Source organism: Streptomyces puniciscabiei (assembly GCF_006715785.1).
In the GTDB taxonomy this organism is placed as follows: Bacteria; Actinomycetota; Actinomycetes; order Streptomycetales; family Streptomycetaceae; genus Streptomyces; species Streptomyces puniciscabiei.
Genome location: NZ_VFNX01000001.1, coordinates 3,455,715 through 3,478,528, shown reverse-complemented (window position 1 = coordinate 3,478,528; position 22,814 = coordinate 3,455,715). Strand labels below are relative to the sequence as shown.

Below are 22,814 nucleotides of genomic sequence, written 5' to 3'. Positions count from 1 at the left end.
GCTTGCGCCCAGGACAACGGCGGGGGGACAACATCCCCGTGCTCAGCAACATCAACCAGTTGAACTGGGACGATTCGCCCTTCTGCGGAGTTCAGGTCAAGACCAACAACACCGCGCAGAAGACGTCCTGTCCGGTAGTGCACAACGAGGGCAGCTCCAACAGCCCGGTGTACATCCTCACCTTCGGATCTTGATCTACTCATAGCGGCCCGGCGGTCAGGGGCCGCCGGACCGCTTCGGCATGCCGAACGCCCCGGACCGATCATCGGCCGGGGCGTTCGTGCTGCTCAGGATGAGAGCCCCCTGTCGGATTCGAACCGACGACCTTCGCTTTACAAGAGCGGCGCTCTGACCAGCTGAGCTAAGGAGGCGTGCGCGTGGGCGCCCGTGCAGTGTACCCAGGTCTCGGCCGACTCCCGTCGAAAATTTCCGCGAAGTTCACAGTGGCCCAGGTACTGACAGACCACATGGACGCCAGGTAGCGTCCTGAGCCAGTTCGCGCGGTTCACCTGTGTGGACTACACCAACCACCTTCCTACAACGGATCGTCCGGCACGTTCCTGCCGGTAGAAGGGGGCCCATTCACCATGGCCACTGTCACGTTCGACAAGGCGACCCGGATCTACCCGGGTTCCACCAAGCCCGCCGTCGACTCGCTCGACATCGCGATCGAGGACGGCGAGTTCCTCGTCCTGGTCGGCCCGTCGGGTTGCGGAAAGTCCACCTCGCTGCGGATGCTCGCGGGCCTGGAGGACGTCAACGGCGGCGCGATCCGCATCGGTGACCGCGACGTCACGCACCTGCCGCCCAAGGACCGGGACATCGCCATGGTGTTCCAGAACTACGCCCTCTACCCGCACATGACGGTCGCCGACAACATGGGCTTCGCGCTCAAGATCGCCGGTGTCAACAAGGCGGAGATCCGGCAGAAGGTCGAGGAGGCCGCGAAGATCCTCGACCTCACCGAGTACCTGGACCGCAAGCCGAAGGCGCTCTCCGGTGGTCAGCGCCAGCGTGTCGCCATGGGCCGCGCCATCGTGCGTGAGCCCCAGGTCTTCCTCATGGACGAGCCGCTGTCCAACCTCGACGCCAAGCTCCGGGTGAGCACCCGTACGCAGATCGCGTCGCTGCAGCGCCGGCTCGGCATCACCACCGTCTACGTCACGCACGACCAGGTCGAGGCCATGACGATGGGCGACCGGGTGGCCGTGCTCAAGGACGGCATCCTGCAGCAGGTGGACTCGCCGCGGAACATGTACGACAAGCCCGCGAACCTCTTCGTCGCCGGCTTCATCGGCTCCCCGGCGATGAACCTGGTCGAGGTCCCGATCGCCGACGGCGGCGTGAAGTTCGGCAACAGCGTGGTCCCGGTCAACCGGGAGGCGCTGAAGGCGGCCTCCGACAAGGGTGACCGTACGGTGACCGTGGGCGTCCGGCCCGAGCACTTCGACGTGGTCGAGCTCGGCGGCGGTGCGGCCACCGCCCTGACGAAGGACAGCGCGGACGCGCCGGCCGGTCTGGCCGTCTCCGTGAACGTGGTCGAGGAGCTGGGCGCCGACGGCTACGTCTACGGCACGGCCGAGGTCGGCGGCGAGGTCAAGGACCTGGTCGTCCGCGTGAACGGCCGCCAGGTCCCGGAGAAGGGCTCGACGCTGCACGTGGTGCCGCGGCCGGGCGAGACCCACGTGTTCTCGACGTCCACGGGTGAGCGTCTCTCCGACTGAGCAGCGCGTTTGTACCGAGGTTGACGAAAGGGGCCCCGCGGAGTGCCGCGGGGCCCCTTTCGTGTGGTGTGCGCGTCGGGAGATACCCGGCACAGCGATCATTCCGGGCGGGAGACGTCAACCTCTTACCCAGAAATTGGCACCGTCCCGTCCCCCGAAGGGGTGACTAAATGTCGCCAAATCATTACCCCGCGCTACCCTCACACGCGTGAAGCACTCCACCACCCCACAGACGCGACGCGGCCACCGGGGCGGCCCTGCCCGCCGGATCGGCCGCACTCTCGCCCTCGTCCTGCCCGTCGTCCTGGTGCTCTCCGGAACCCTCGCGGTGACCCGGGTGAACTGGACGGGGAGCCCCTCCAGCTCGGCGCTGACCGCCTCTGACGTCTCCGCGGCGCAGGTCTCCACCAAGTCGGTCTCCCGCGCCCCGCAGGACGTGCTCCGCGACCAGCTGATCGCCGAGCTGCAGAACAAGAACCCCGGGGTCGTCCTCACCCACCTCCAGCAGGCGGTCAACGGACGCCCCTCGCTGGCCCGGCACTGCACCTCCATCGCCCGCGCGGTGGGCCAGGCCGCGGAGCGGATCTACGGCGCCACGCGCGCCCAGTCCTACGCCCGCCCGGTGTGCGACACGTCGTACGCCTCGGGCGTGCTCGCCGCCGCGCACAGCTGAACGCCGGGTGCGCCGGGACGCCGGTGACCGCTCCTTGGGGTTCCGGTTCCTCACCCCGGAGGAACCGCGAAGGTAACGGCTCCCCAAGGGGCGCGTCGCTGTCGGCCGGACCTGGCAGGGCGCCCCGTACAGTGCGGTCATGACCCATCCCAACGCCGCGTCGCGCCCCACTCAAGCCGTGGTCCTGGCCGGTGGCCAGGGCTCCCGGCTGCGTCCCTACACCGACGACCGGCCCAAGCCGATGGTCGAGATCCCGGGCACGGGCACTCCGATCATCGGCCATCAGCTGACCTGGCTCGCCGAGGAAGGCGTGACCGACGTGGTGGTCTCCTGCGGCCATCTCGCCGAGGTCCTGCAGAAGTGGCTGGACTCCGCCGACCTGCCCGTCTCCGTCACCACCGTCGTGGAGACCGAGCCCCTCGGCCGTGGCGGCGGCCTCAAGTACGCCGCCGCGCGCCTTCCCCGCCCCGACCGGCCCTGGTACGCCACCAACGGCGACATCTGGACCCGCTTCTCCCTGCGGGACATGGCCGACTTCCACACCGAGCGGGATGCCGTCGCGACCCTGGCCCTGGCCCGGCCGCGGATCCCCTGGGGTGCGGTGAAGACCGACGGGTTCGGGCACATCACCGACTTCATCGAAGCCCCGCCGTCGACGTTCGAGATCAACGCGGGCGTGTACGTCTTCTCGCCCGAGTTCGCGGAATTGCTGCCCGAGCGGGGGGATCACGAACGGACCACGTTTCCCGGGCTGGCCCGGGAGCGGCGGCTGTTCGGGTATCCGATCCCGCAGGGGGCGTACTGGCGGGCCATCGACACGGCGAAGGATCTGACGGAAGCGGCCAAGGAGCTGGCGGCCCTGGGGCGGTGAGCCCGGCCGTACCGCATGCCGGCCGGCCTTACCGCATACCGCCCGGCCGTACCGCATGCCGAAAGGGCCCCGTACCTGCACCGGTACGGGGCCCTTGGTGCAGGCGCGGTTACCCGAGCAGGCCGCCCACCAGGCCCGACTGGCCCGAGGACGAGGAGCCGCCGGAGCTGCTGCCGCCACCCGAGGAGGAGCCGCCGGTCGATGTGCCGCCGGTGCTGGTCGGGCCCGCCGTCGTGCTCGGGGCGCCGCCCGTCGGGGAGGACTGGCGGGGCGGGGTCTGGCCCAGGGTGCCCTGGGTCTGACTGGGGGTCGTGGTCGTACCGCCGGCGGTACGGGTCGGGGCCGTCGCGGAGGGGCTCACGCCGGCCGTGGCACCGCCCGTGGGCGAGCTGGACGCCGCCGGGGTCTTCTGGTGCCGCTTGCCGGGTCCCTGCGGGAGCGGGGAGCCGGGGAGGTTGTTGCGGGGGGCCTCGCCCGGTCCGGGGACGACGACGCGGCTGGAGTCGCGTACGGCGCCGCCGAGCAGGGAGCCGACGAGCAGGGTGACGCCGGCGGTGACGGCCGTGATCAGGACGCCGCGGCGCAGGACGTAGCGGCGCAGGTCCCAGATGTCGGCGCGGGGGCCGAGGCGGCGCCAGGCGCCCGCGGCGAGGCGGCCGTCCACCGAGTAGACGGGGGCGCCGGCGATGATCAGCGGGGACCAGGCGGCCATGTAGATGATGTCGGGGGCGTCGTAGGCGGGAACCGTCTTCCAGCTGACGGTGACGATCAGGGCGGCGGACAGCAGGGCGCCCAGGACCGCGGCGACGCGCTGCCAGCAGCCGAGGACGGTCAGGACGCCGACGACCACCTGGAGGAAGGCGATGACCAGTCCGGAGCCGACGGGGTGGTGCAGGGCGAACTGGCGCAGTGGCTCGGCGACTTCCCAGGGGTGCAGGGTGTCCAGCCACTTGACCATGGAGCCGCGCTTGCCGCCGTCGAAGTAGAGCGGGTCGCACAGCTTGCCCATGCCGGCGTAGATGGAGATGAAGCCGAGGAAGATGCGCAGGGGGAGGAGGACGACGCCGAGGTTCATCCGGCGGCCGGGGTAGTAGGCGTGCCGGGCCGGGTCGTCGCCGCCTCGCCGGGCGGGGCGCGGGGCGTCGGGGTCGGAGGGGTCGGCGTAGTCGTCGTAGTCGTCGTAGTGGCCGTCGCGGCTGTCCTGGCCGTCGTACGGCTCGAAGCCGGGGCCGGGGTAGGGGGGTTCGTCGTAGGCGCCGCCGGCCGGGCGCATGTGCGGCAGCAGGCGGGTGCCGTCGGCGGCGTCGGGGGCCGTGCGCTGGTGGCCCAGGACCGGGGTCTCGACCGTCTGTTCCAGGGCGTCGTAGGCGTCGGCGTAGTCGGTCCCGACGCGTGGGATGACCTGGGTGGCGCCCGGCTCGGGCTCGTCGGCGTGGCGGACGCTGCTGCCCCGCACGGCCTGGAGGAGCCGGTGGGCGCCGGTGTCGTCGGGGGCGGACTTGCCGCTCCACACGACGGGGCGGCGGCGGCCGGCGGCGGCGCCCGGCCGGCCGGCGGTGCCCATGACGGGCATCCGGGCGGTGTCCTGGGCGGCGCTCAGATGCCGGGCGATCCGCGGGGATTGGGTGCGCTTCGCCGATGCGCCCAGCTGCACGCGGAAGCTGGCGTGATTGACGATGACCTGCGCCGGATCGCTCGGCACCTTCACCATGCTCAGCGCGGGAGCGTCGTCGGGTCCGGGCTGGAATCCCGACGAGCGTCCCCCCGTGGGTGTGCGGGGTGTTCTGGTGTCCACACTCATCTAACCGAGCGACGTGGTGTTAGGACACTGCTTTGACCGGGCGGATGTGTCCGGACCCCGTCAAAGCGGCCTCGAACGCCGCATGGACGCCAGAAATACCCCGCATGGGTGAAATTCCGGACGGGTGTTCAGTCACGTCGGCGCGCCGTCACGTCGGTCCTGCCGGCGCGCCGTCACGTCAGCGGCGGCGGCGCGCCGCCTCGTACAGGACGATGCCCGCCGCCACACCGGCGTTGAGGGACTCCGCGCCACCGGGCATGGGGATGCGGACGCGGAAGTCGCAGGTCTCGCCGACCAGACGGGACAGGCCCTTGCCCTCGCTGCCGACGACGATGACGACCGGGCCGTCCAGGGCCTCGAGCTCGCCGAGTTCGACCTCGCCGTCCGCCGCCAGGCCCACGACCGTGATGCCGGCCTTCTTGTACGCCTCCAGGGTGCGCGTGAGGTTGGTGGCGCGGGCGACCGGGGTGCGGGCGGCCGTGCCGGCGGAGGTCTTCCAGGCGCCGGCGGTCATGCCGGCCGAGCGGCGCTCGGGCACGACGACGCCGTGGCCGCCGAAGGCGGAGACGGAGCGGACGACGGCGCCGAGGTTGCGCGGGTCGGTGACGCCGTCGAGGGCGACGATCAGCGGGTCCTCGGACTCGTCGTAGGCGGCTTCGGTGAGGTCCTCGGGGTGCGCGTACTCGTACGGCGGGACCTGCAGGACGAGGCCCTGGTGGTTCAGGCCGTTCGTCATCCGGTCCAGCTCGGGACGCGGGGCCTCCATCAGGTTGATGCCGCCGCGCTCGGCGGCGAGCTGGAGGGCCTCGCGGACGCGCTCGTCGTTGTCGATGAACTGCTGGACGTAGAGGGTGGAGGCGGGGACGCCCTCGCGGAGCGCCTCGACCACCGGGTTACGGCCGACGACCAGCTCGGAGGAGGACCTGCCGCCGCCCCGGCGCTGCTGCGTGCGGCCCTGGGCGCGGCGGGCCTTGGCCGCGGCGGCGCGCTGCTTGGCGTGGCCCTTGCGCATCTCGGCGGGCGGGGTCGGGCCCTTGCCCTCCAGGCCCCGGCGCCGCTGCCCGCCGCTGCCGACCTGCGCGCCCTTCTTGCCGGACATGCGGCGGTTGTTCGCGGCCATGACCTACCTGTTCTCTGCGTTCTCTGCGGGAAAAGTGTGCGTACGTCTATGCAGTGTGCCGCCCGGGGGGCCGGGCGGCACAATCGATCAAGGGTCGGTGACTACCGGGACCCCAGGGTCCAGCGCGGGCCCTGCGGGCTGTCCTCGATGACCAGACCCGACTGGTTCAGCTGGTCGCGGATGGCGTCGGCGGTGGCCCAGTCCTTGCGGGCGCGGGCGGACTCGCGCTGGTCCAGGACGAGGCGTACGAGGCTGTCGACCACGCCGTGCAGGTCCTCGCCCTGGTCGGACTCGGCCGCCCACTGCTCGTCGAGCGGGTCCAGGCCCAGGACACCGAGCATGGCCCGCACCTCGGCGAGGCGGGCGACGGCGGCGTCCTTGTCGTCGGCGGCCAGCGCGCTGTTGCCCTGCCGGACGGTGGTGTGCACCACGGCCAGGGCCTGCGGAACGCCCAGGTCGTCGTCCATCGCCTCGGCGAAGGCGGGCGGGACCTCGGCGGCCGGCTCCACGGTCTTGCCGGCCAGCTCGGTGACCCGCTGCACGAAGCCCTCGATCCGCGCGAACGCCGACTCGGCCTCGCGCAGCGACTCCTCGCTGTACTCGATCATCGAGCGGTAGTGGGGGGTGCCGAGGTAGTAGCGGAGCACGATGGGCCGCCACTTCCTGACCATCTCGGACACGAGCACGCTGTTGCCGAGCGACTTGGACATCTTGTCGCCGGCCATGGTCACCCAGGCGTTGTGCACCCAGTACTGCGCGAACTCGTCGCCGTAGGCCTTGGCCTGGGCGATCTCGTTCTCGTGGTGCGGGAAGATCAGGTCCAGGCCGCCGCCGTGGATGTCGAAGGCGGTGCCCAGGTACTTGTGCGCCATGGCCGAGCACTCCAGGTGCCAGCCGGGGCGGCCCTCTCCCCACGGGGTCGGCCAGGTCGGCTCACCCGGCTTCGCCGCCTTCCACATGGCGAAGTCGCGCGCGTCCCGCTTGCCGGTCTCGCCCTCGCCGGACGGCTGGAGCAGGTTGTCCAGCTCCTGCCTCGACAGCTGCAGGTAGGACGGGAAGGACCGCACGTCGAAGTAGACGTTGCCGTCGGCCGCGTAGGCGTGACCGCGGTCGATGAGGCGCTGCATCATCTCGACCATCTCGGTGACGTGGCCGGTCGCGCGCGGCTCGTAGGTCGGCGGCAGGCAGCCGAGGGCGGTGTAGCCCTCGTTGAAGGCGCGTTCGTTCTCGTACCCGATCGACCACCACGGCCGGCCCTGCTCATGCGCCTTGGCGATGATCTTGTCGTCGATGTCCGTGACGTTCCTGACGAACGTCACCTCGTACCCGCGGTACTCGAACCAGCGGCGCATGATGTCGAAGTTGAGGCCCGACCGGATGTGCCCGATGTGCGGTGCCGCCTGCACGGTGGCGCCACACAGGTAGATCGAGACGCAGCCCGGCTTGAGCGGGGTGAAGTCACGGATCTGCCGGGCGCTGGTGTCGTACAGGCGAATGGTCACCACTCCAGAGTAGTGGGCGCGGGGTGGTGCCCAGTGCCGCATGCCTCAGAACATGCCCACGACCTTCTCCGGCGAGATCCTGACGATCACGCGGTCGGCGTCATTGGCGGACGCCGGGTTGAACTCGGCGTACTTCTTGCCGGTGTACTTCAGGGACAGTTCGTCGATGAGTTCCTGGGCGCCCTGGGTGTCGAGTTCGGCGGTGCCGCGGATCTCGGCGTAGGTGTACGGCATCTCGGGGTCCTGGACGACGACGCTCACCCGGGGGTCGCGGTCGAGGTTCTTCTTCTTGCGGCGGTCGACGGTGGTGGAGAACAGGATCTGGTCACCGTCCCGTTTCACCCACACCGGGGACAGCTGCGGGCGGCCGTCCGGCTGGATCGTGCCGACCACGATGAAGACGGGACCGTCGAGCAGGGACTTGAGCCGGTCGGGCAGGGTGGCGGGCATGGTGGTACCTCCTCAAGTCGGCAGTGACTCTCCGGGTACCCTCGCACGCTCTCCGCTCACCCGCACCACGAGCGCCATCGCTGCGGCCTCAGCCCGTACGGACCACCAGTGCCGTCGCCACCGCCATCAGGCCCTCCTCGCGGCCCGGGAAGCCGAGGCCGTCCGTCGTGGCGCCGGAGACGGAGACGGGCGCGCCGGCCGCCTCGGAGAGGATCTTCTGGGCCTCGTCCCGGCGCTTGCCGATCTTCGGGCGGGGGCCGACCACCTGGACGGCGATGTTGCCGATGGTGAAGCCGGCCTCGCGGACGATCCGGGCGGCCTCGGTGAGGAGGGCCACCCCGGAGGCGCCGGACCACTCGGGGCGGCCGGTGCCGAAGTGCCGGCCCAGGTCACCGAGGCAGGCGGCGGAGAAGAGGGCGTTGCAGGCGGCGTGCGCGACCACGTCCGCGTCGGAGTGCCCGGCCAGGCCCGGTCCCTCGCCCTCCCACTTCAGGCCCGCGCACCACAGCTCGCGGCCCTCCTCGAAGGCGTGGATGTCGGTACCGATGCCGACCTGCGGGAGCAGGGGTGCCTCAGAAGCCATCGTTGAGCCTCCTGCGGGCCAGGACCGCCTCGGCGAGGACCAGGTCGAGGGGGCGGGTGACCTTGAAGGCCTCCTCGTGCCCGGGGACGGTCACGACGGGCAGACCGAGCTGCTCGACCATGCTCGCGTCGTCCGTGACGTTGTCGGTGACGCTCTCGTGGGCGCGGATCAGGGTGGCCCGGTCGAAGCCCTGGGGTGTCTGGACGGCGCGGAGGCGGGCGCGTTCGGGGGTGGCGACCACCGGCTCCGGGTCGCCGGGGGCGGCCGCGGGCTCGACCTCCTTGACGGTGTCGGCGAGCGGCAGGGCGGGGACGACGGCGGGGGCGCCCGCGCGTACGGCCTCGATGACGGCGTCGACCGTGTCGACGGGGACGAGCGGGCGGGCCGCGTCGTGCACCAGGACGATGCCGTACTCGGGGGGAAGCGCGGCGAGGCCGAGCCTGACCGATTCCTGCCGGCTGTCGCCGCCGGGGACGACCAGGAAGTCGGTGCGGTCGGGCAGGGCGTGCGCGTCGAGCAGGGACTTGACCTCGGCGGCGCCGTCCGGCGGGGCCACGACGATCACCAGGGAGACATGGCGGGACGCGGCGAGCGCGCGGAGCGCGTGGATGAGCATGGGCGTGCCGTTCAGCGCGCGGAGCGCCTTGGGGGCGCCGGGACCGAGGCGCACGCCCCGGCCGGCGGCGGGAATCACGGCGGCGACGCGGGGTTCGGTGGGGGTCTGCGCGGGCGAAGGGCGCGATTCGTCAGACATCGGTTCCTGTCAGGTTTGTGTGCTCGACCTAGGTGGGTATGGCCTGGAGGAGTGCCGGGCGCGACGCCTTGACCGGACCCTTTCCGTGACCCTGGTCGAGCCATCCGCCCGGGCCCGGCACGTCAAGTATCGGGGGGCTGGGCCACCGGCTTCCCCGCCGAACACCGCCTGCGGGTATGAACATGCCGCAGCGCCCGGCGACATGGTCTGTGTCATCGGGCACCGCGGCATTTCACTGTGCTGAACGTGCTGAGCGTGCCGGAAGCGAGGGTTCGCCGCCGTGGCGCGTCAGGAGGCGAGCACCTCGTCGAGCAGGGCCTCGGCCTTGTCCTCGTTCGTGTTCTCCGCGAGCGCCAGCTCGCTCACCAGGATCTGGCGGGCCTTGGCGAGCATGCGCTTCTCACCGGCGGAGAGCCCTCGCTCGCGCTCGCGACGCCACAGGTCACGCACGACTTCCGCGACCTTGATGACATCGCCGGAGGCGAGCTTCTCCAGGTTTGCCTTGTAACGACGGGACCAGTTCGTGGGCTCCTCGGCATACGGCGCGCGCAGCACCTCGAAGACCCGGTCCAGCCCGTCCTGACCGACCACATCACGCACGCCCACGAACTCAGCATTGTCCGCTGGCACACGTACCGTCAGGTCACCCTGGGCGACCTTCAGCACCAAGTAGGTCTTGTCCACGCCTTTGATCTGGCGAGTTTCGATGGCCTCGATCAGCGCGGCCCCGTGATGGGGATAGACCACGGTGTCGCCAACCTTGAACGTCATGTGACAGGTACCCCTTCCGTGGCTATCCAGGGTAACACGGATACGGCGTCTTCTGAATGGCGTTTTCGCAGGTCAGGGCATATCTCGGGGCTTGACAACTGCGACAGGAACGTGCTGCGAGAGGCCTGCGGAAGCGGGAATTCGCAGGTCGGAGGGGCTCTTCGGGCGGAGTGAAACGCGTACGTTACACACTCCCGGAGCCCTCTCCAAGTGGACGAACGTCCCGTTTTGTCCGCTTCCAAGCGTACGACTTCCGCTACTCCGTTCGGTGGTCCGGGGCCGATCCAGGGCCGATTCCGGAATTGATCAACGGCCGCCGGCAGGGGTCGAGCGTGATCAATATCGAGGGGGTGCGCATTCCTTCACGGAAATTTTGCGAGCGCTTATGTGAATGACGGACGAGCGCCAGGCAAAGTGACCGGAGAGTCACGTGTGACTGGAGTGACGAGGGTGTTCGCGGTACCCCCAGCCGGTGGGAAGCCGGACGCTTGGGGAGGGTCGGGTGCGATGGCCCAGGAACGGCTCGGTAACCTAAGCCCGCTGACAGACACTTAGGGCGGCTTTATAAGGGGAGCCGCCCGCGCGTTCAAGGAGTTGCCGCCGCCGTGAGCAGCAGCCTTCGACGCGGCGCCCTCGCCGCCTCCGCCATCGCATTCTCGATCGCCTCGCTCGCCGCATGTGGTGCCGGCAACGGCTCGCAGACCCTGGAGGTCAAGCCGGACAACGCCGCGACCACGGTCGGCAACATCAAGGTCCAGAACGCCACGGTCATCACCCAGCCCGACCTGAAGTCGACGGGTCCGGCCGTGATCTCCGCGACCCTGTTCAACGCGGGCACCACGGACGAGACCCTGCAGTCGATCGCCATTCCGGGCAGCACCGAGAGCGTGCAGCTGACCGCGGCCAAGGGCGGCAGCCTGACCGTCCCGGCGCACGGCTCCCTGATCCTCGGCGGCAAGGGCAACAGCTCCGCCGAGATCCCGAACGGCCGTCAGGCCGTCCAGGACGGCAACGCCCAGAAGATCACCTTCACCTTCAGCAAGACCGGTGACGTGAGCCTGCGCGCCTTCGTGGTGCCGGCCACCAGCTACTTCGACAAGTGGGGCCCGTCGCAGATCCCGTCCGGCCCGGCGACGGCCTCCCCGGCCCCGGGCGCCACCGCCTCCGGCAGCGCCAAGCCGGGCAAGCACGGCAAGGGCAAGGCGACCCCGTCGGCGACCGCGAGCAACACCGCGACCACGGGTGCGGGCGCGACCCCCAGCGACTCCGCCTCCCAGTCGGTCGCCGGGCAGTGAGCAGCCACTGAGCAGCCGTACGACGGAGGGCGGCACCCCGTGGCGGGGTGCCGCCCTCCGTCGTACGGCCATTGCGGCGTCGTACGGCCGGTGCGGCCGGCGGGTACGGCCTACGGCTCGAACTTGTAGCCCAGCCCCCGCACCGTCACCAGGTACCGCGGCGCCCCGGGGTCCGGTTCGATCTTGGCGCGCAGGCGCTTGACGTGGACGTCGAGCGTCTTGGTGTCGCCCACGTAGTCGGCGCCCCAGACGCGGTCGATGAGCTGCATGCGGGTCAGGACGCGGCCGGCGTTGCGCAGGAGCATCTCCAGCAGGTCGAACTCCTTCAGGGGGAGGTCGACCTTGGAGCCGGAGACGGTGACCACGTGGCGGTCGACGTCCATGCGGACCGGGCCCGCCTCCAGCGCGGCCGGGGTGACCTCCTCCGGCTCGCCGCGGCGGCGCAGGACGGCGCGGATGCGGGCGACCAGCTCACGGGAGGAGAAGGGCTTGGTGACGTAGTCGTCGGCTCCTATCTCCAGGCCGACGACCTTGTCGATCTCGCTGTCCTTGGCCGTCACCATGATCACGGGGACGTTGGAGCGGCCGCGCAGCTGGCGGCACACCTCCGTGCCGGGCAGCCCCGGCAGCATCAGGTCGAGGAGGACGAGGTCGGCGCCGTTGCGCTCGAACTCGTCGAGTCCGTCGGGGCCGGTGGCCGCCACGGCCACCTCGAAGCCCTCCTTGCGGAGCATGTACGACAGGGCGTCGGAGAAGGACTCCTCGTCCTCGACGACGAGCACTCGGGTCACGGAAGGACCTCCGGGGCGGGAAGCGGTTCGTACGGGGATGAGTCGGGGGCGCCGCCGTCCTCGTCGTCTTCGTCGAGGTCGGGGTGCTGTTGCGCGCGGTCGCGGGCCGCGCCCGCCTCCGGCAGCCTGAGGGTGAATGTGGAGCCCTGGCCTTCGGCGCTCCAGACCGTGACCTCCCCGCCGTGCGAGGCGACCACGTGCTTGACGATCGCGAGACCCAGACCGGTGCCCCCGGTGGCCCGTGAGCGGGCCGGGTCGACGCGGTAGAAGCGCTCGAAGATGCGCTCCTTGTCCTTGTCGGAGATGCCGATGCCCTGGTCCGTCACGGCGAGCTCGATCATGTCGCCGCCGGGTGCGTTGATCCTGCGGGCGGCTATGCCGACGCGGGTGCGGGCCGGGGAGTAGTTCACGGCGTTCTCGACCAGGTTGCCGAGGGCGGCGGCGAGCTGGCCGCGGTTGCCCCAGACGTGCAGGTCGGCCGTGCCACCGGCGGCGATGGTGATCTGCTTGGTGCCGGCCTGGTGGCGGCAGCGGTCGATGGCCTCGGCGACCAGCTCGTCCACGCGGACGGGCTCGGCGTCCTCCAGCGGGTCGTCGTTCTGCACCCGGGAGAGGTCGATCAGCTCCTGGACCAGGTTGGTCAGCCGGGTCGCCTCGATCTGCATGCGGCCCGCGAAGCGCTGCACGGCCTCGGGGTCGTCGGAGGCGTCCATGACCGCCTCGGAGAGGAGGGAGAGCGCGCCGACGGGCGTCTTCAGCTCATGGCTGACGTTCGCCACGAAGTCGCGTCGTACGGCCTCGATCCTCCTGGCCTCGGTCAGGTCCTCGACCAGCAGCAGGACCAGGCGGGAGCCGAGCGGGGCCACGCGCGCGGAGACCGCGAGGGCCTCGCCGCGTCCGGTGCCGCGCCGGGGCAGGTCCAGCTCGACCTGGCGTATCTCGCCGTCGCGTCTGGTGTCCCTGGCCATCTGCAGCATGGGTTCTACGGCGAGCTTGCCGCCGCGGACCAGCCCGAGGGCGTAGGCGGCGGAGCTTGCCTTGACCACGGTGTCGCCCTCGTCGAGGACGACGGCCGAGGAGCGGAGCACGGACAGTACGGTGTCCACGCCGGGCGGGAGTACGGGATCGGTGTGCAAAGAAGTCCTGGTCGGTCGCTTCTGGTCGCGTTCGCTCCAACGGAACGCCAGCATGGCGATGACGCCGGTGAGCACTCCGGCGATCGCTGCCGCTGCGGCGACCGCCGCGTTCACGTCCATGCATCCAGGTTAAGCAGGCCCTACGACATGACCACAGCCGTCGAGGTGGGACCTCGGACACTCGTCGCCCAGAGTTCACCTGGGAGCCAGTATTGGTTCATTTGGGGTGGCGGAAACGGACGCGTGCGGGGCAGAACGTGGGAGCGTGGGGACCAAGCACACCTATGAGAGGGAACCCTGATGCGGGACGCGTACCACGAGGAACTTGACTCGATCGGCGACGGTCTGGTGGAGATGGCCCGGCTGGTCGGGTCGGCGATCGGGCGCGCCACGACCGCCATGCTGGACGCCGACCTGAAGCTGGCCGAGAGCGTGATCGAGGCCGACCAGAAGGTCGACGAGCTCCAGCACGACCTGGAGGCCCGGGCCATAGCCCTGCTCGCCCGGCAGCAGCCGGTGGCGACCGACCTGCGGATCGTCGTCACCTCGCTGCGCATGTCCGCCGACCTGGAGCGGTCCGGCGACCTCGCCCAGCACGTGGCGAAGCTGGCCCGGCTGCGCTTCCCCGAGCGCGCGGTGCCGCGCGACCTGCACGCCACGATCCTGGAGATGGGCCAGCTCGCGCAGCGCCTGATGGCGAAGGCGGCCGAGGTGATCATCACCAAGGACGTCGACCTCGCGCTGCAGCTGGAGCAGGACGACGACGAGATGGACCTGCTGCACCGCACCCTGTTCCAGCACCTGATCGACGAGCGCTGGAAGCACGGCATCGAGACGGCGGTGGACGTCACGCTCCTCGGCCGCTACTACGAGCGGTACGCCGACCACGCCGTGGCCGTCGCCAAGCGGGTCGTGTACCTGGTCACGGGCGAGCACGCGGACGAGCTCCAGGCGGACATCCAGCCGGTGACCGGGGTCGAGGGCGCGTAACCGCGTCGGGGCCGGGCTGCGGGGGCGCGTGGGCGCCTCCGTGCGCCGTTGATGCGCCCGGGGAAGCGGGCATGAAATAGCCGAGGGCACCCCTGCCCCAGCGTCTAGGAGGGACCCATGGCCGAATCCCCCAGCACCACCTCCGACCCCACGCAGCGGCGTGAGACCGACCAGCCCGCCGAGACCAGGAGCCTCCCGCTGATCGGTGCGTGCGGCTGCGGCTCGGGCTGCGGCTGCGGGTGCCAGTCGGGCGCCCCCTGCCAGTGCGGCTGAAGGGAACCTGTGTCGTAGGGCCGGTGTGAACCCGCTTCACACCGGCCCTTCCCGTCCGCGTAATCCCTTCGTTCCGCGCCGTCGTCCGCCCTCCGGCTCATTCTGGAAGTGGAGCCTGCGGGCCAGGACCTCGCGGGCCACCTGGCTGACCGTGCGGCCCTCGGCGTACGCGTGGGCCCGCAGCCGGGCCAGGGCCTGTCCGGAGTCCGCGTCCAGCTGCACCATCACCATGCCGACCGCCCGGTGGACCTCGCTGTGGTCGGCCGCGGAGGCCGCCACCCAGGACGCCACCTCGTCCTCCGTGTCCTCCTCGGCGAGGTCGCGGCCCGCTGTCGGCAGGCTCAGCAGCGCGTGGGTGAGCGCGTCCCGCACCCACAGCGCGGTCCGCATGTCCTGCTGGGTCAGCCCGCCGGCGTGTTCGCTGTACAGGTCGAGGGTGCCGATCGCGGCACCGCCGACACCGAGCGGCAGCGAGAAGACCGCGCGGACGCCGAGGGCCACGGCCTCGTGGGCGAAGATCGGCCAGCGGCGGGCGTCGCACCCCGTGAGGTCGGCCGCGACGACGGGGGCGCCCTCGTCGAGAGCGGTCTGGCAGGGCCCGTCTCCCACGGTGTACTGCAGCTCGGCGAGCCGGGCGGCGACCCGGTCGCTGGCGCACCAGACGACCCGTACGTCCCTCCCGCCGGAGATCGACACCGACGAACCGCTGACCGGCAGCAGCCGTGCGCACGCCTCGCACAGCGCGCCCGGCACCGCCTTCGGGTCGTGGGCCCCCCACGCGGCGGCGGCCAGCGTCTCACTGACCCGCAGCCGTGCCGTCACCTCCGGCGGCACACCGCCACCGGCCGGCTTCCGCGACCGCTCGGGCGCCATGATCAGCACCCCCGACGCGGCGCGCCGTCTGCACACATGACCCACCCGTATCCGTCCGACCCCCCGGATCGAATGCTTCAGCCTCCGGGTTCCCACCCCCAGGGGAACTCACCTGGTTCTCCCTCCCGCCCGTGCCGGACTTCGCGCCCCGAAGCCTGACGGAGGCCTCCGGTTGGGTCAGTCCGGCGGGCGCGGACGATCCCGGCCCGGGATGCTGGGATGACTGTGGCCTGCCACCTGGTCGCCCAGCCGGCGCCCGGCCGTGGCCGGCCCCCGACCAGGGGGAGCCGGATGAGCAGAGAACCGACGAACGTGGCGGTCGTCTCCGACTGCCCGCTCCTTCTGCACGGACTGATCCACGTCGTCGACAGTGCGCCGGAGCTGCGGCGGCTGCTCGGGGCGGGCGGCAACGCCGTGGTGCCGCACGAGGTCGGCGAGGGGGACGTGGTCCTGCTCAATCTGCGCGTCTCCGTCCGGGAGATCTGCGATCAGGTGGCCCGGCTGCACGAGAAGGGCCGCCGGGTGCTCGTGCTGTCGGCCGCCGCGACACAGACCGACCTCGTGCTGCTCATCGAGGCCGGGGCCCGGGGCCATGTGAGTCAGTGGGCGGGCGAGAAGGAACTGCTGGCCGCACTGCGTACCGTCGCCTCCGGCCGCAGCTATTTCTCCACCAGCTTTTTCGGTGACCTCGACGTGCAGAAGAATTCACCCCGGATCACCGACCGGGAGCAGCAGATTCTGCGACTGGTCGCGAACGGTGCCACGGACCGGGAAATCGCCGCTGAATTGAATATCAGCGAGCACACCGTGCATTCCCATCTGGACCGGCTGTACAGCAAGACGGGTTACCGCCGCCGGGCCGATCTCACGCGGCTCGCGCTGCAGCGGGGAGTGGCGGCTGCGGAGCCCGCCGAGGAGGGGTAGTTCTGCCCACACCGCCTGGGTTGTTCTGCCTCTGGAGCTTGCGCGGCCCGGCAGCGATCCTCGAGTACGTCCCGTGTGAAACGCAACCAGGGTTGGGAAAATGGACAACAACCTCAGGAAAATCTGTGTCGCGGTGACGGCCTCTTCCTGCCTGGCGGCAGGCGCCTGGGCCATTTCGGCGACGGACGCCGGTGCGACGTCGAAGACGCCCTCACTCACGCCGACCGCCAAGGTCATCAAGTGCTACCGCACACACAAGAATCCGAAGAAAATAGTCTGCTACCAGGTCAAGAAGCGGCACGAGCACCACAACGGCCGCGACGTCATCGTGATCATCCTGGTGCAGGTTCCCACCCCGAAGAATCCCCCACAGGTCATCGTCGTACCGTCGCTGCCGAAGCCGACCACGACGTCACCGGCACCGACCACGACCCCACCGAAGCCGACCTCGGCGTCGCCCACGGCGGGCACCACGTCGCCGTCGCCGAGCCCCACCACGGGCTCCGCCAAGCCGACCACCGGCGCACCGACCACCGGGTCCCCGACCGGCGGCACCACGGAAACCGGGGCGCCCACCGCGACGGACACCGGTGGCGGCGGCACCGGGGCCCCCACCGCACCGGAGACCGGAGGCGCGAACACCGGCGCGGCTGAGACCGGCGGCGCCAACACCGGCGCCGCGAACACCGGCGGCTCAGACACCGGTGGCGCCAACACCGGCGGCTCAGACACCGGTGGCGCGGCCACCGAGGCACCGACCGGAGGCTGAGCGTCTCCCGCGTGACAGCACCTCCACGTGAACACGCCCCCGATCCGCGCGATACGCGCAAGTCGGGGGCGTGATCGCGGGAAGGCCATGTGGTCCAGGTCACCTTCGACTGCACAGAACCTGAGCGCCGCGTCCCCGAGGGGAAGGCCGCCAAGAAACGCGTGCATCTCGATGTGCGGGTCGGAAGTCGCCCATTTCTTGGGCGACTTCGAGCTATACGACTCACCCGCTGCTCGCTAGTGTCGAAAGAGGCGTCACACCCGTAGAAGTGCTCAGCGCAAGGGAGTTGGCGTCCGAAGCCGGAATCGACCGGCTCCCCCATGCGCCCTGGACAGCCGGCACCCGGCAAATCCGTCTGAACGTGGGAGGCTGAAATGCGGAATTTCAGCAGCAGAAAGGGAAGACACTCGGCTCCGTCGCGGTCGTGGCCTCACTGGGAACAGTGAGCTGTGCGAGATTCGGGGACTCGACACCGGATACGGTGACGGTAACGCCCAAGAAGGGAATAGCCGACTCGGACGAGCTTCCCGGTGACAACGCGACCGAGTCGTACTCGGTCCTCCTCACGGGAATTCCGAAGAACGGCACGCAGGCAACCGCCAAGGTTGTCTGCCTGGACAGCGACAACGAGCAGCATACGTACGCCAAGACGTTCCAGGTCGCGAAGCCCGCAGCAGGCGGCGCCGAGGTCAAGAATTTCGGATAGGCCGCACAGCGGACCCGGGGCCTGAGCCCCGGAGCGGGCCCAGACCGCGAGAATGCCCCTGACCTGCGCAGAAGGCCCAGCTCAGGGGCATGATCACGGAACCTACTTCTTCTTGCCCTGGTTCTTGACCGCCTCGATCGCCGCCGCGGCCGCCTCGGGGTCGAGGTACTTGCCGCCGGGGGTGACCGGCTTGAAGTCGGCGTCGAGTTCGTAGACGAGCGGGATGCCCGTCGGGATGTTCAGGCCCGCGATGTCGGCGTCGGAGATGCCGTCCAGGTGCTTGACCAGGGCGCGCAGCGAGTTGCCGTGGGCCGCGACCAGGACCGTGCGGCCGGTCAGGAGGTCGGGGACGATCGCGTCGAACCAGTACGGAAGCATCCGGTGGACGACGTCCTTCAGGCACTCCGTCTTCGGGCGCAGCTCCGGCGGGAGCGTGGCGTAGCGCGGGTCGTCGAACTGGGAGAACTCGGAGTCGTCGGCGAGCGGCGGCGGCGGGGTGTCGTAGGAGCGGCGCCAGAGCATGAACTGCTCCTCGCCGAACTCGGCCAGGGTGGCCGCCTTGTCCTTGCCCTGGAGCGCGCCGTAGTGGCGCTCGTTCAGGCGCCAGCTGCGGTGGACGGGGATCCAGTGGCGGTCCGCGGCCTCCAGGGCCAGCTGGGCCGTGCGGATCGCGCGCTTCTGGAGGGACGTGTGGACCACGTCGGGGAGAAGGTCGGCGTCCTTCAGGAGCTCGCCACCGCGGACTGCCTCCTTCTCGCCCTTCTCGTTGAGGTTGACGTCCACCCAGCCGGTGAACAGGTTCTTCGCGTTCCACTCGCTCTCGCCGTGGCGGAGGAGGATCAGCTTGTACGGTGCGTCGGCCATGCGTCAGAGCGTAATCCACGCGTTCGGGGCATCGCCCCGGCCGACCGGTGGGTGGACCGTTGACGGGATCTGTTAATCGAGTGGCCCCCGGCAGACCTCCTATGTAAGTTGTGCTTACCGCATGAGCCGCTTACCGCTTGAGCCGCAAACCTCTGGGGGGTCTTGTCATGTCCGCCACCCGTCTCCGACGTGCCGCCCGGGAGAGCGTCTCCGGGCTGCCCCGTGCGTTCTGGTGGCTGTGGACCAGCACCCTCGTCAACCGGCTCGGCGCGTTCGTGGCCACCTTCATGGCCCTGTACCTCACCCTCGACCGCGGCTACTCCGCCTCGTACGCCGGTCTCGTCGCCTCGCTGCACGGGCTGGGCGGGGTCGTCTCCTCGCTCGGGGGCGGGGTGATGGCCGACCGGCTCGGCAGGCGGCCGACACTGCTCCTCGCCCAGTCGGCCACGGCCGCCTCCGTCGCGCTGCTCGGCTTCATGACGGACCCCGTCGCCATCGCCGCCGTCGCCTTCCTCGTCGGCATGGCCTCCAACGCCTCCCGGCCGGCGGTACAGGCGATGATGGCCGACATCGTCCGCCCCGAGGACCGCGTCCGCGCGTTCTCCCTCAACTACTGGGCCATCAACCTCGGGTTCGCCGTCTCCTCCACGGCCGCCGGGTTCATCGCCGAGGTCAGCTATCGCGCCGGCTTCCTCATCGAGGCCGGGATGACCCTGGCCTGCGCGCTCGTCGTCTTCCTCAAGCTGCCCGAGTCCCGGCCGACGGCACACGTGAAGGAGAAGGACGGCGCCGTCAGCCTCGGCACCGTGCTGCGGGACGGGCGGTACATGGCCGTCGTCGGGCTGTCCTTCCTGGTCGCCCTCGTCTTCCAGCAGGGGTCGGTGGGACTGCCGGTGGCCATGGGCCGGGCCGGGTTCTCGCCCGCCGACTACGGCGTCGCCATCGCCGTCAACGGCATCCTGATCGTCGCCCTGCAGATCCCGGTCACCCGGTTCATCGAGCACCGCGACCCTCGCACCCTGCTGGTCGTCTCCTCACTGCTCGCCGGCTACGGCTTCGGGCTCACCGCCTTCGCCGGATCGGTCGGCGTCTTCATGGTCACCGTGTGCGTCTGGACCCTCGCCGAGATCGTCAACGCGCCGACCCAGACCGGACTCGTCGTCCGGCTGTCCCCGGTCCACGGACGCGGCCGCTACCAGGGCGTGTACACGCTGTCCTGGTCCGTCGCCGCGCTGGTCGCACCGCTGATGTCCGGCGCCGTCATCGACCGGCTGGGCGCACAGTGGCTGTGGGGCATGTGCGCCGTGGTGGGGACGGTCGCGGGGGTGGGGTACGGGGTGCTCATGCGGGGGCTGCCGAAGGAGAGCCCGGCGGCCCCTGCGCCGGAAGCGCAGCCGCGGGCGTCCGAGCAGGCCGCCTGAGGGATTCGGGCAGACCCGGGGCGCCGAACCTCCTGACGTCAGCCGGGGATGCGGAGGAGGCCCAGGAGGCGGGAGCAGGCCCAGGAGGCGCGAGCAGCCCCAGGAGGCGCGAGCAGCCAGGAGTCGTGAGGACGCCGAGGAGGCGGAGTAGGCCCCAGGAGGCACGAGGAGGCCAAGGAGGCACGAGGAGGCACGAGGAGGCACGAGGAGGCACGAGGACGCCGAGGAGGCGCGAGGACGCCGAGCACCCGAGAACTCCGAGCACGCCGAGCACCGAGCATCCGAGAACGCCGAGGAAATCGCACCCCCCGCCGAGAAAATCGCCCCCCGCCGAGGCGATCGCGCCGCCCGCCGCCCACGGCAAACCCCCGCCAACCCCCTCCCCTCCGCGGAAAGTCCCCGCCCCGCACCGAGAACATCCCGGTGCCGGGCGGGGATTGCAGGGGTCGGCCCGGCCGTCAGCCGGTGGTCCGGTCGAAGATCGACCCGGCTTTGCCGAAACCGGACGCACCCTGGCCCTGGCCGAGACCGGACGCGTCCTTGCCGGAATCGGGCTTGGCCAGAGAGGTGCTCCCGAAATCACCTCCGGCGTTGCCCATGACGCTGCCCATGCCCATGTCGTCGTTGTCGTCGGCGAGGGCCTGGGCCGCACCACCCAGCAGAACGGTTCCGGCAAGAGCGATGGCAGCCAGCACGGCAGGTGCACGCATAAGCGTCTCCTTCGGTCGGTGTGTGGTCGCCACAGGTATGCCGTCGCCCCGCGGGCGAGAAGCGTCGAGGTGCACAAAGCACCCGAAAAGGCGGCGCACATGGCCCTGTCCGCCGCCATGACCGAGCCCCCCGCCCGGGAGTTCTCCACCGGCAGGGGGCTGGGGTACGGCGATCTGGGTGATCAGACGGTGAGGTTGACGCCGATCTGGTGGGGCTGGGCCAGGGCGCCCAGCACCTCGCCCTGGACGGCGCCGAGCTGGGACAGCGCGTCGGCGCTGCTCAGGGTGGTGGAGTCGGCGGAGAGGCTGGCCTCGGGGGCCAGGCCACCGGAGACGGTGTCGAGCTCGGCGTCGGAGATCTCGAGGGTCTGGATCTGGTGAGCGGCGTTCATGGTGAAACTGCCCTTCGCATGGATGGTCCACAAGGTCCAAGGGGAAGCGGCCCGCTGGGGACAGATGGTGGGCCGCGACCGCGGGCGTGCGCCATCCCTTTCAGGACACCTGGCGCGATCCCGGCGGTGCGAGCGATCAAACCACGGAGCGTGCCGGGCAGCCAGTCAACCGCCAGCCGCACCCCGTCAGTTGAGCGCGCCGGATGACCCATCGGTGCGGACACGGTCACGGGTTGGGGCCAGTACCTCCACATGCCGCGCCGCACAGGCAGGCCACAGCTCTTGCCACCGCCACACCGACCAGGACATCTCCGCACCAAGCGAACCCGCCCGGCCCCCGCTTGCGTAAGCCCTGTGCAGATTCCGTTCACGGACGGATCCGCGGCCCGGACACCCGTGACCCGGGTCACGCTCGACCTCGTCACATCTCCACGGCCGGATCCGTCAGGAAGGTGCAGCCCACGAAAAACCACACGGGAGCACACCATGGACGCACGCCTCAACCTCTTCGCCAACGCCGTGACCGGCACGTTCCTCAAGCACATCAACTCGGCGGGGAAGGTGGTCACGGACTCCCCCCTGCCGGCCGCGACACAGGAGCTGGTGAAGATCCGGGCCAGTCAGATCAACGGGTGCGCGATGTGCACCGACATGCACACCAAGGACGCGACCGCCGCCGGGGAGACGGCGCAGCGGCTGCACCTGGTCGCGACCTGGCGGGAGGCCGAGGTGTTCAGCGAGGCCGAGCGGGCCGCGCTGGAGCTGACCGAGCAGGGCACCCGCATCGCCGACGCGGCCGGTGGCGTCCCGGACGAGGTCTGGGCGAACGCCGCCAAGCACTACGACGAGGACCAGCTCGCCGCGCTCGTGGCGCTGATCGCCCTGATCAACGCCTACAACCGCGTCAACGTCATCGTCCGGCAGCCCGCCGGCGACTACCGGCCCGGCATGTTCGGCTGACCCGCGGCACGCACCTCAGGGGTGCATCCGTGCGCCCTTGAGGACCTTGTCCACAGCGTTGCGCGGGCCGTACACCGCCAGCCCGACCAGGTCCAGCTCGGCCGTCGGTACGGCCCGCACCGCCGCGCGGTTGTCGCGGTCGTTGCCCGTGGCGAACAGGTCCGAGGTGAAGACGGCACGGGGCAGGGCGCGGCTCAGCGCCCTGCCGTGGGCCGCCTTGAGGGTCTCCTTCGAGCCCTCGAAGACCAGCACCGGCTGGCGGAACATGGGCAGGTACGCCACCTCGTCGGCGTCCTCGTACGGCTCGCCGATCACCTCGGGGACCGTCGCGCCCAGGCCGCTGACCAGGAACGCGGTGACGTTGAGCCGCTGCCAGGGCTCCAGGTCCGCGCGCAGCAGCACGGCGATCTTCGTGTCGAAACGGATGGGTTCAGCGCTCATGGAATGAGACTGCCGACCGC

Annotated in this window: 26 protein-coding genes and 1 tRNA gene; 12 read left to right on the top strand and 15 right to left on the bottom strand. The window is 70.6% G+C overall.

Annotation, left to right across the window (positions count from 1 at the left end; translation table 11 throughout):
* Window positions 1–2: 2 nt before the first annotated feature.
* Complete coding sequence (locus FB563_RS16040) at window positions 3–194, top strand: hypothetical protein (protein WP_142218734.1); 192 nt, start codon at window positions 3–5, stop codon at window positions 192–194.
* Between the two features lie 103 nt (window positions 195–297).
* On the opposite strand, the gene FB563_RS16035 is transcribed toward FB563_RS16040, so the two are convergent.
* A tRNA-Thr gene (locus FB563_RS16035) sits at window positions 298–371 on the bottom strand.
* 216 nt (window positions 372–587) lie between these two features.
* Here FB563_RS16035 and FB563_RS16030 point away from each other — a divergent pair.
* From FB563_RS16030 to FB563_RS16020, 3 genes are all read left to right on the top strand, one after another.
* On the top strand, window positions 588–1,724 hold the full coding sequence (locus tag FB563_RS16030; protein ID WP_055706269.1) for an ABC transporter ATP-binding protein: 1,137 nt from the start codon (window positions 588–590) through the stop codon (window positions 1,722–1,724).
* A gap of 208 nt (window positions 1,725–1,932) precedes the next feature.
* A complete protein-coding gene (locus tag FB563_RS16025; protein WP_055706270.1) occupies window positions 1,933–2,397 on the top strand; it encodes a hypothetical protein in 465 nt (154 codons plus the stop codon).
* 139 nt (window positions 2,398–2,536) lie between these two features.
* Window positions 2,537–3,268: a nucleotidyltransferase family protein gene (locus FB563_RS16020; RefSeq protein ID WP_055706271.1), complete on the top strand. Its 732-nt coding sequence runs from the start codon at window positions 2,537–2,539 to the stop codon at window positions 3,266–3,268.
* Window positions 3,269–3,377: 109 nt separating this feature from the next.
* Here the strand turns inward: FB563_RS16020 and FB563_RS16015 are convergent, their stop codons facing one another.
* The 7 genes from FB563_RS16015 to FB563_RS15980 form a co-directional block, all read right to left on the bottom strand.
* Window positions 3,378–5,069 (bottom strand): DoxX family membrane protein, encoded by a 1,692-nt coding sequence (locus FB563_RS16015; RefSeq protein WP_208766301.1) that lies wholly within the window; start codon window positions 5,067–5,069, stop codon window positions 3,378–3,380.
* A 178-nt stretch (window positions 5,070–5,247) separates the two neighbouring features.
* Window positions 5,248–6,189 (bottom strand): 23S rRNA (guanosine(2251)-2'-O)-methyltransferase RlmB, encoded by a 942-nt coding sequence (gene rlmB, locus FB563_RS16010; protein WP_055706929.1) that lies wholly within the window; start codon window positions 6,187–6,189, stop codon window positions 5,248–5,250.
* Window positions 6,190–6,290: 101 nt separating this feature from the next.
* A complete protein-coding gene (cysS, locus tag FB563_RS16005; RefSeq protein ID WP_055706928.1) occupies window positions 6,291–7,691 on the bottom strand; it encodes a cysteine--tRNA ligase in 1,401 nt (466 codons plus the stop codon).
* Window positions 7,692–7,736: 45 nt separating this feature from the next.
* A complete protein-coding gene (locus FB563_RS16000) occupies window positions 7,737–8,141 on the bottom strand; it encodes a PPOX class F420-dependent oxidoreductase (protein WP_055706927.1) in 405 nt (134 codons plus the stop codon).
* Window positions 8,142–8,229: 88 nt separating this feature from the next.
* Window positions 8,230–8,724, bottom strand: coding sequence for a 2-C-methyl-D-erythritol 2,4-cyclodiphosphate synthase (gene ispF / locus FB563_RS15995; RefSeq protein ID WP_055706926.1), 495 nt, complete (start codon window positions 8,722–8,724; stop codon window positions 8,230–8,232).
* Complete coding sequence (gene ispD / locus FB563_RS15990) at window positions 8,714–9,478, bottom strand: 2-C-methyl-D-erythritol 4-phosphate cytidylyltransferase (RefSeq protein ID WP_055706925.1); 765 nt, start codon at window positions 9,476–9,478, stop codon at window positions 8,714–8,716. The genes ispF and ispD overlap by 11 nt, the downstream gene beginning before the upstream one ends.
* A gap of 288 nt (window positions 9,479–9,766) precedes the next feature.
* Window positions 9,767–10,249 (bottom strand): CarD family transcriptional regulator, encoded by a 483-nt coding sequence (locus tag FB563_RS15980; RefSeq protein WP_003953493.1) that lies wholly within the window; start codon window positions 10,247–10,249, stop codon window positions 9,767–9,769.
* 605 nt (window positions 10,250–10,854) lie between these two features.
* Between FB563_RS15980 and FB563_RS15970 the strand changes: the two genes are divergently transcribed.
* Complete coding sequence (locus FB563_RS15970) at window positions 10,855–11,544, top strand: copper chaperone PCu(A)C domain-containing protein (RefSeq protein WP_055706924.1); 690 nt, start codon at window positions 10,855–10,857, stop codon at window positions 11,542–11,544.
* 110 nt (window positions 11,545–11,654) lie between these two features.
* Here FB563_RS15970 and phoP read toward each other — a convergent pair whose 3' ends face one another.
* Both phoP and phoR read right to left on the bottom strand, forming a co-directional pair.
* Window positions 11,655–12,326 (bottom strand): two-component system response regulator PhoP, encoded by a 672-nt coding sequence (gene phoP, locus FB563_RS15965; protein WP_018568744.1) that lies wholly within the window; start codon window positions 12,324–12,326, stop codon window positions 11,655–11,657.
* 5 nt (window positions 12,327–12,331) lie between these two features.
* Window positions 12,332–13,591 carry a two-component system sensor histidine kinase PhoR gene (gene phoR, locus FB563_RS15960; RefSeq protein ID WP_055706923.1) on the bottom strand — a complete coding sequence of 420 codons (1,260 nt, stop codon included), beginning with the start codon at window positions 13,589–13,591 and terminating at the stop codon, window positions 12,332–12,334.
* 180 nt (window positions 13,592–13,771) lie between these two features.
* Between phoR and phoU the strand changes: the two genes are divergently transcribed.
* Complete coding sequence (phoU, locus tag FB563_RS15955; protein WP_055706922.1) at window positions 13,772–14,461, top strand: phosphate signaling complex protein PhoU; 690 nt, start codon at window positions 13,772–13,774, stop codon at window positions 14,459–14,461.
* A gap of 117 nt (window positions 14,462–14,578) precedes the next feature.
* Window positions 14,579–14,734: a hypothetical protein gene (locus tag FB563_RS42950; protein ID WP_167528490.1), complete on the top strand. Its 156-nt coding sequence runs from the start codon at window positions 14,579–14,581 to the stop codon at window positions 14,732–14,734.
* A 36-nt stretch (window positions 14,735–14,770) separates the two neighbouring features.
* Here the strand turns inward: FB563_RS42950 and FB563_RS15950 are convergent, their stop codons facing one another.
* On the bottom strand, window positions 14,771–15,643 hold the full coding sequence (locus FB563_RS15950) for a GAF and ANTAR domain-containing protein (RefSeq protein ID WP_244329021.1): 873 nt from the start codon (window positions 15,641–15,643) through the stop codon (window positions 14,771–14,773).
* Window positions 15,644–15,898: 255 nt separating this feature from the next.
* On the opposite strand from FB563_RS15950, the gene FB563_RS15945 reads away from it, so the two are divergent.
* The 3 genes from FB563_RS15945 (at window position 15,899) to FB563_RS15935 (ending at window position 18,006) form a co-directional block, all read left to right on the top strand.
* Window positions 15,899–16,531: a response regulator transcription factor gene (locus tag FB563_RS15945; RefSeq protein ID WP_063797088.1), complete on the top strand. Its 633-nt coding sequence runs from the start codon at window positions 15,899–15,901 to the stop codon at window positions 16,529–16,531.
* A 100-nt stretch (window positions 16,532–16,631) separates the two neighbouring features.
* Window positions 16,632–17,300 carry a pentapeptide repeat-containing protein gene (locus FB563_RS15940; protein ID WP_142218733.1) on the top strand — a complete coding sequence of 223 codons (669 nt, stop codon included), beginning with the start codon at window positions 16,632–16,634 and terminating at the stop codon, window positions 17,298–17,300.
* Between the two features lie 481 nt (window positions 17,301–17,781).
* The gene (locus FB563_RS15935) at window positions 17,782–18,006 is read left to right on the top strand and encodes a hypothetical protein (RefSeq protein WP_055706919.1); all 225 of its coding nucleotides are present in this window, start codon (window positions 17,782–17,784) and stop codon (window positions 18,004–18,006) included.
* A gap of 102 nt (window positions 18,007–18,108) precedes the next feature.
* On the opposite strand, the gene FB563_RS15930 is transcribed toward FB563_RS15935, so the two are convergent.
* The gene (locus tag FB563_RS15930; protein ID WP_055706918.1) at window positions 18,109–18,870 is read right to left on the bottom strand and encodes a phosphoglyceromutase; all 762 of its coding nucleotides are present in this window, start codon (window positions 18,868–18,870) and stop codon (window positions 18,109–18,111) included.
* A 167-nt stretch (window positions 18,871–19,037) separates the two neighbouring features.
* Between FB563_RS15930 and FB563_RS15925 the strand changes: the two genes are divergently transcribed.
* On the top strand, window positions 19,038–20,291 hold the full coding sequence (locus tag FB563_RS15925) for an MDR family MFS transporter (protein ID WP_142218732.1): 1,254 nt from the start codon (window positions 19,038–19,040) through the stop codon (window positions 20,289–20,291).
* 458 nt (window positions 20,292–20,749) lie between these two features.
* Here FB563_RS15925 and FB563_RS15920 read toward each other — a convergent pair whose 3' ends face one another.
* Together FB563_RS15920 and FB563_RS15915 are read right to left on the bottom strand one after the other, a co-directional pair.
* Window positions 20,750–21,001, bottom strand: coding sequence for a hypothetical protein (locus FB563_RS15920; protein ID WP_142218731.1), 252 nt, complete (start codon window positions 20,999–21,001; stop codon window positions 20,750–20,752).
* A gap of 182 nt (window positions 21,002–21,183) precedes the next feature.
* Window positions 21,184–21,393 carry a hypothetical protein gene (locus FB563_RS15915; protein WP_142218730.1) on the bottom strand — a complete coding sequence of 70 codons (210 nt, stop codon included), beginning with the start codon at window positions 21,391–21,393 and terminating at the stop codon, window positions 21,184–21,186.
* Between the two features lie 486 nt (window positions 21,394–21,879).
* On the opposite strand from FB563_RS15915, the gene FB563_RS15910 reads away from it, so the two are divergent.
* Entirely contained in the window at window positions 21,880–22,353 is a 474-nt protein-coding gene (locus tag FB563_RS15910) for a carboxymuconolactone decarboxylase family protein (RefSeq protein ID WP_055709766.1), read from the top strand.
* Between the two features lie 15 nt (window positions 22,354–22,368).
* On the opposite strand, the gene FB563_RS15905 is transcribed toward FB563_RS15910, so the two are convergent.
* The gene (locus tag FB563_RS15905; protein ID WP_055709767.1) at window positions 22,369–22,794 is read right to left on the bottom strand and encodes a DUF2000 domain-containing protein; all 426 of its coding nucleotides are present in this window, start codon (window positions 22,792–22,794) and stop codon (window positions 22,369–22,371) included.
* Window positions 22,795–22,814: the final 20 nt, after the last annotated feature.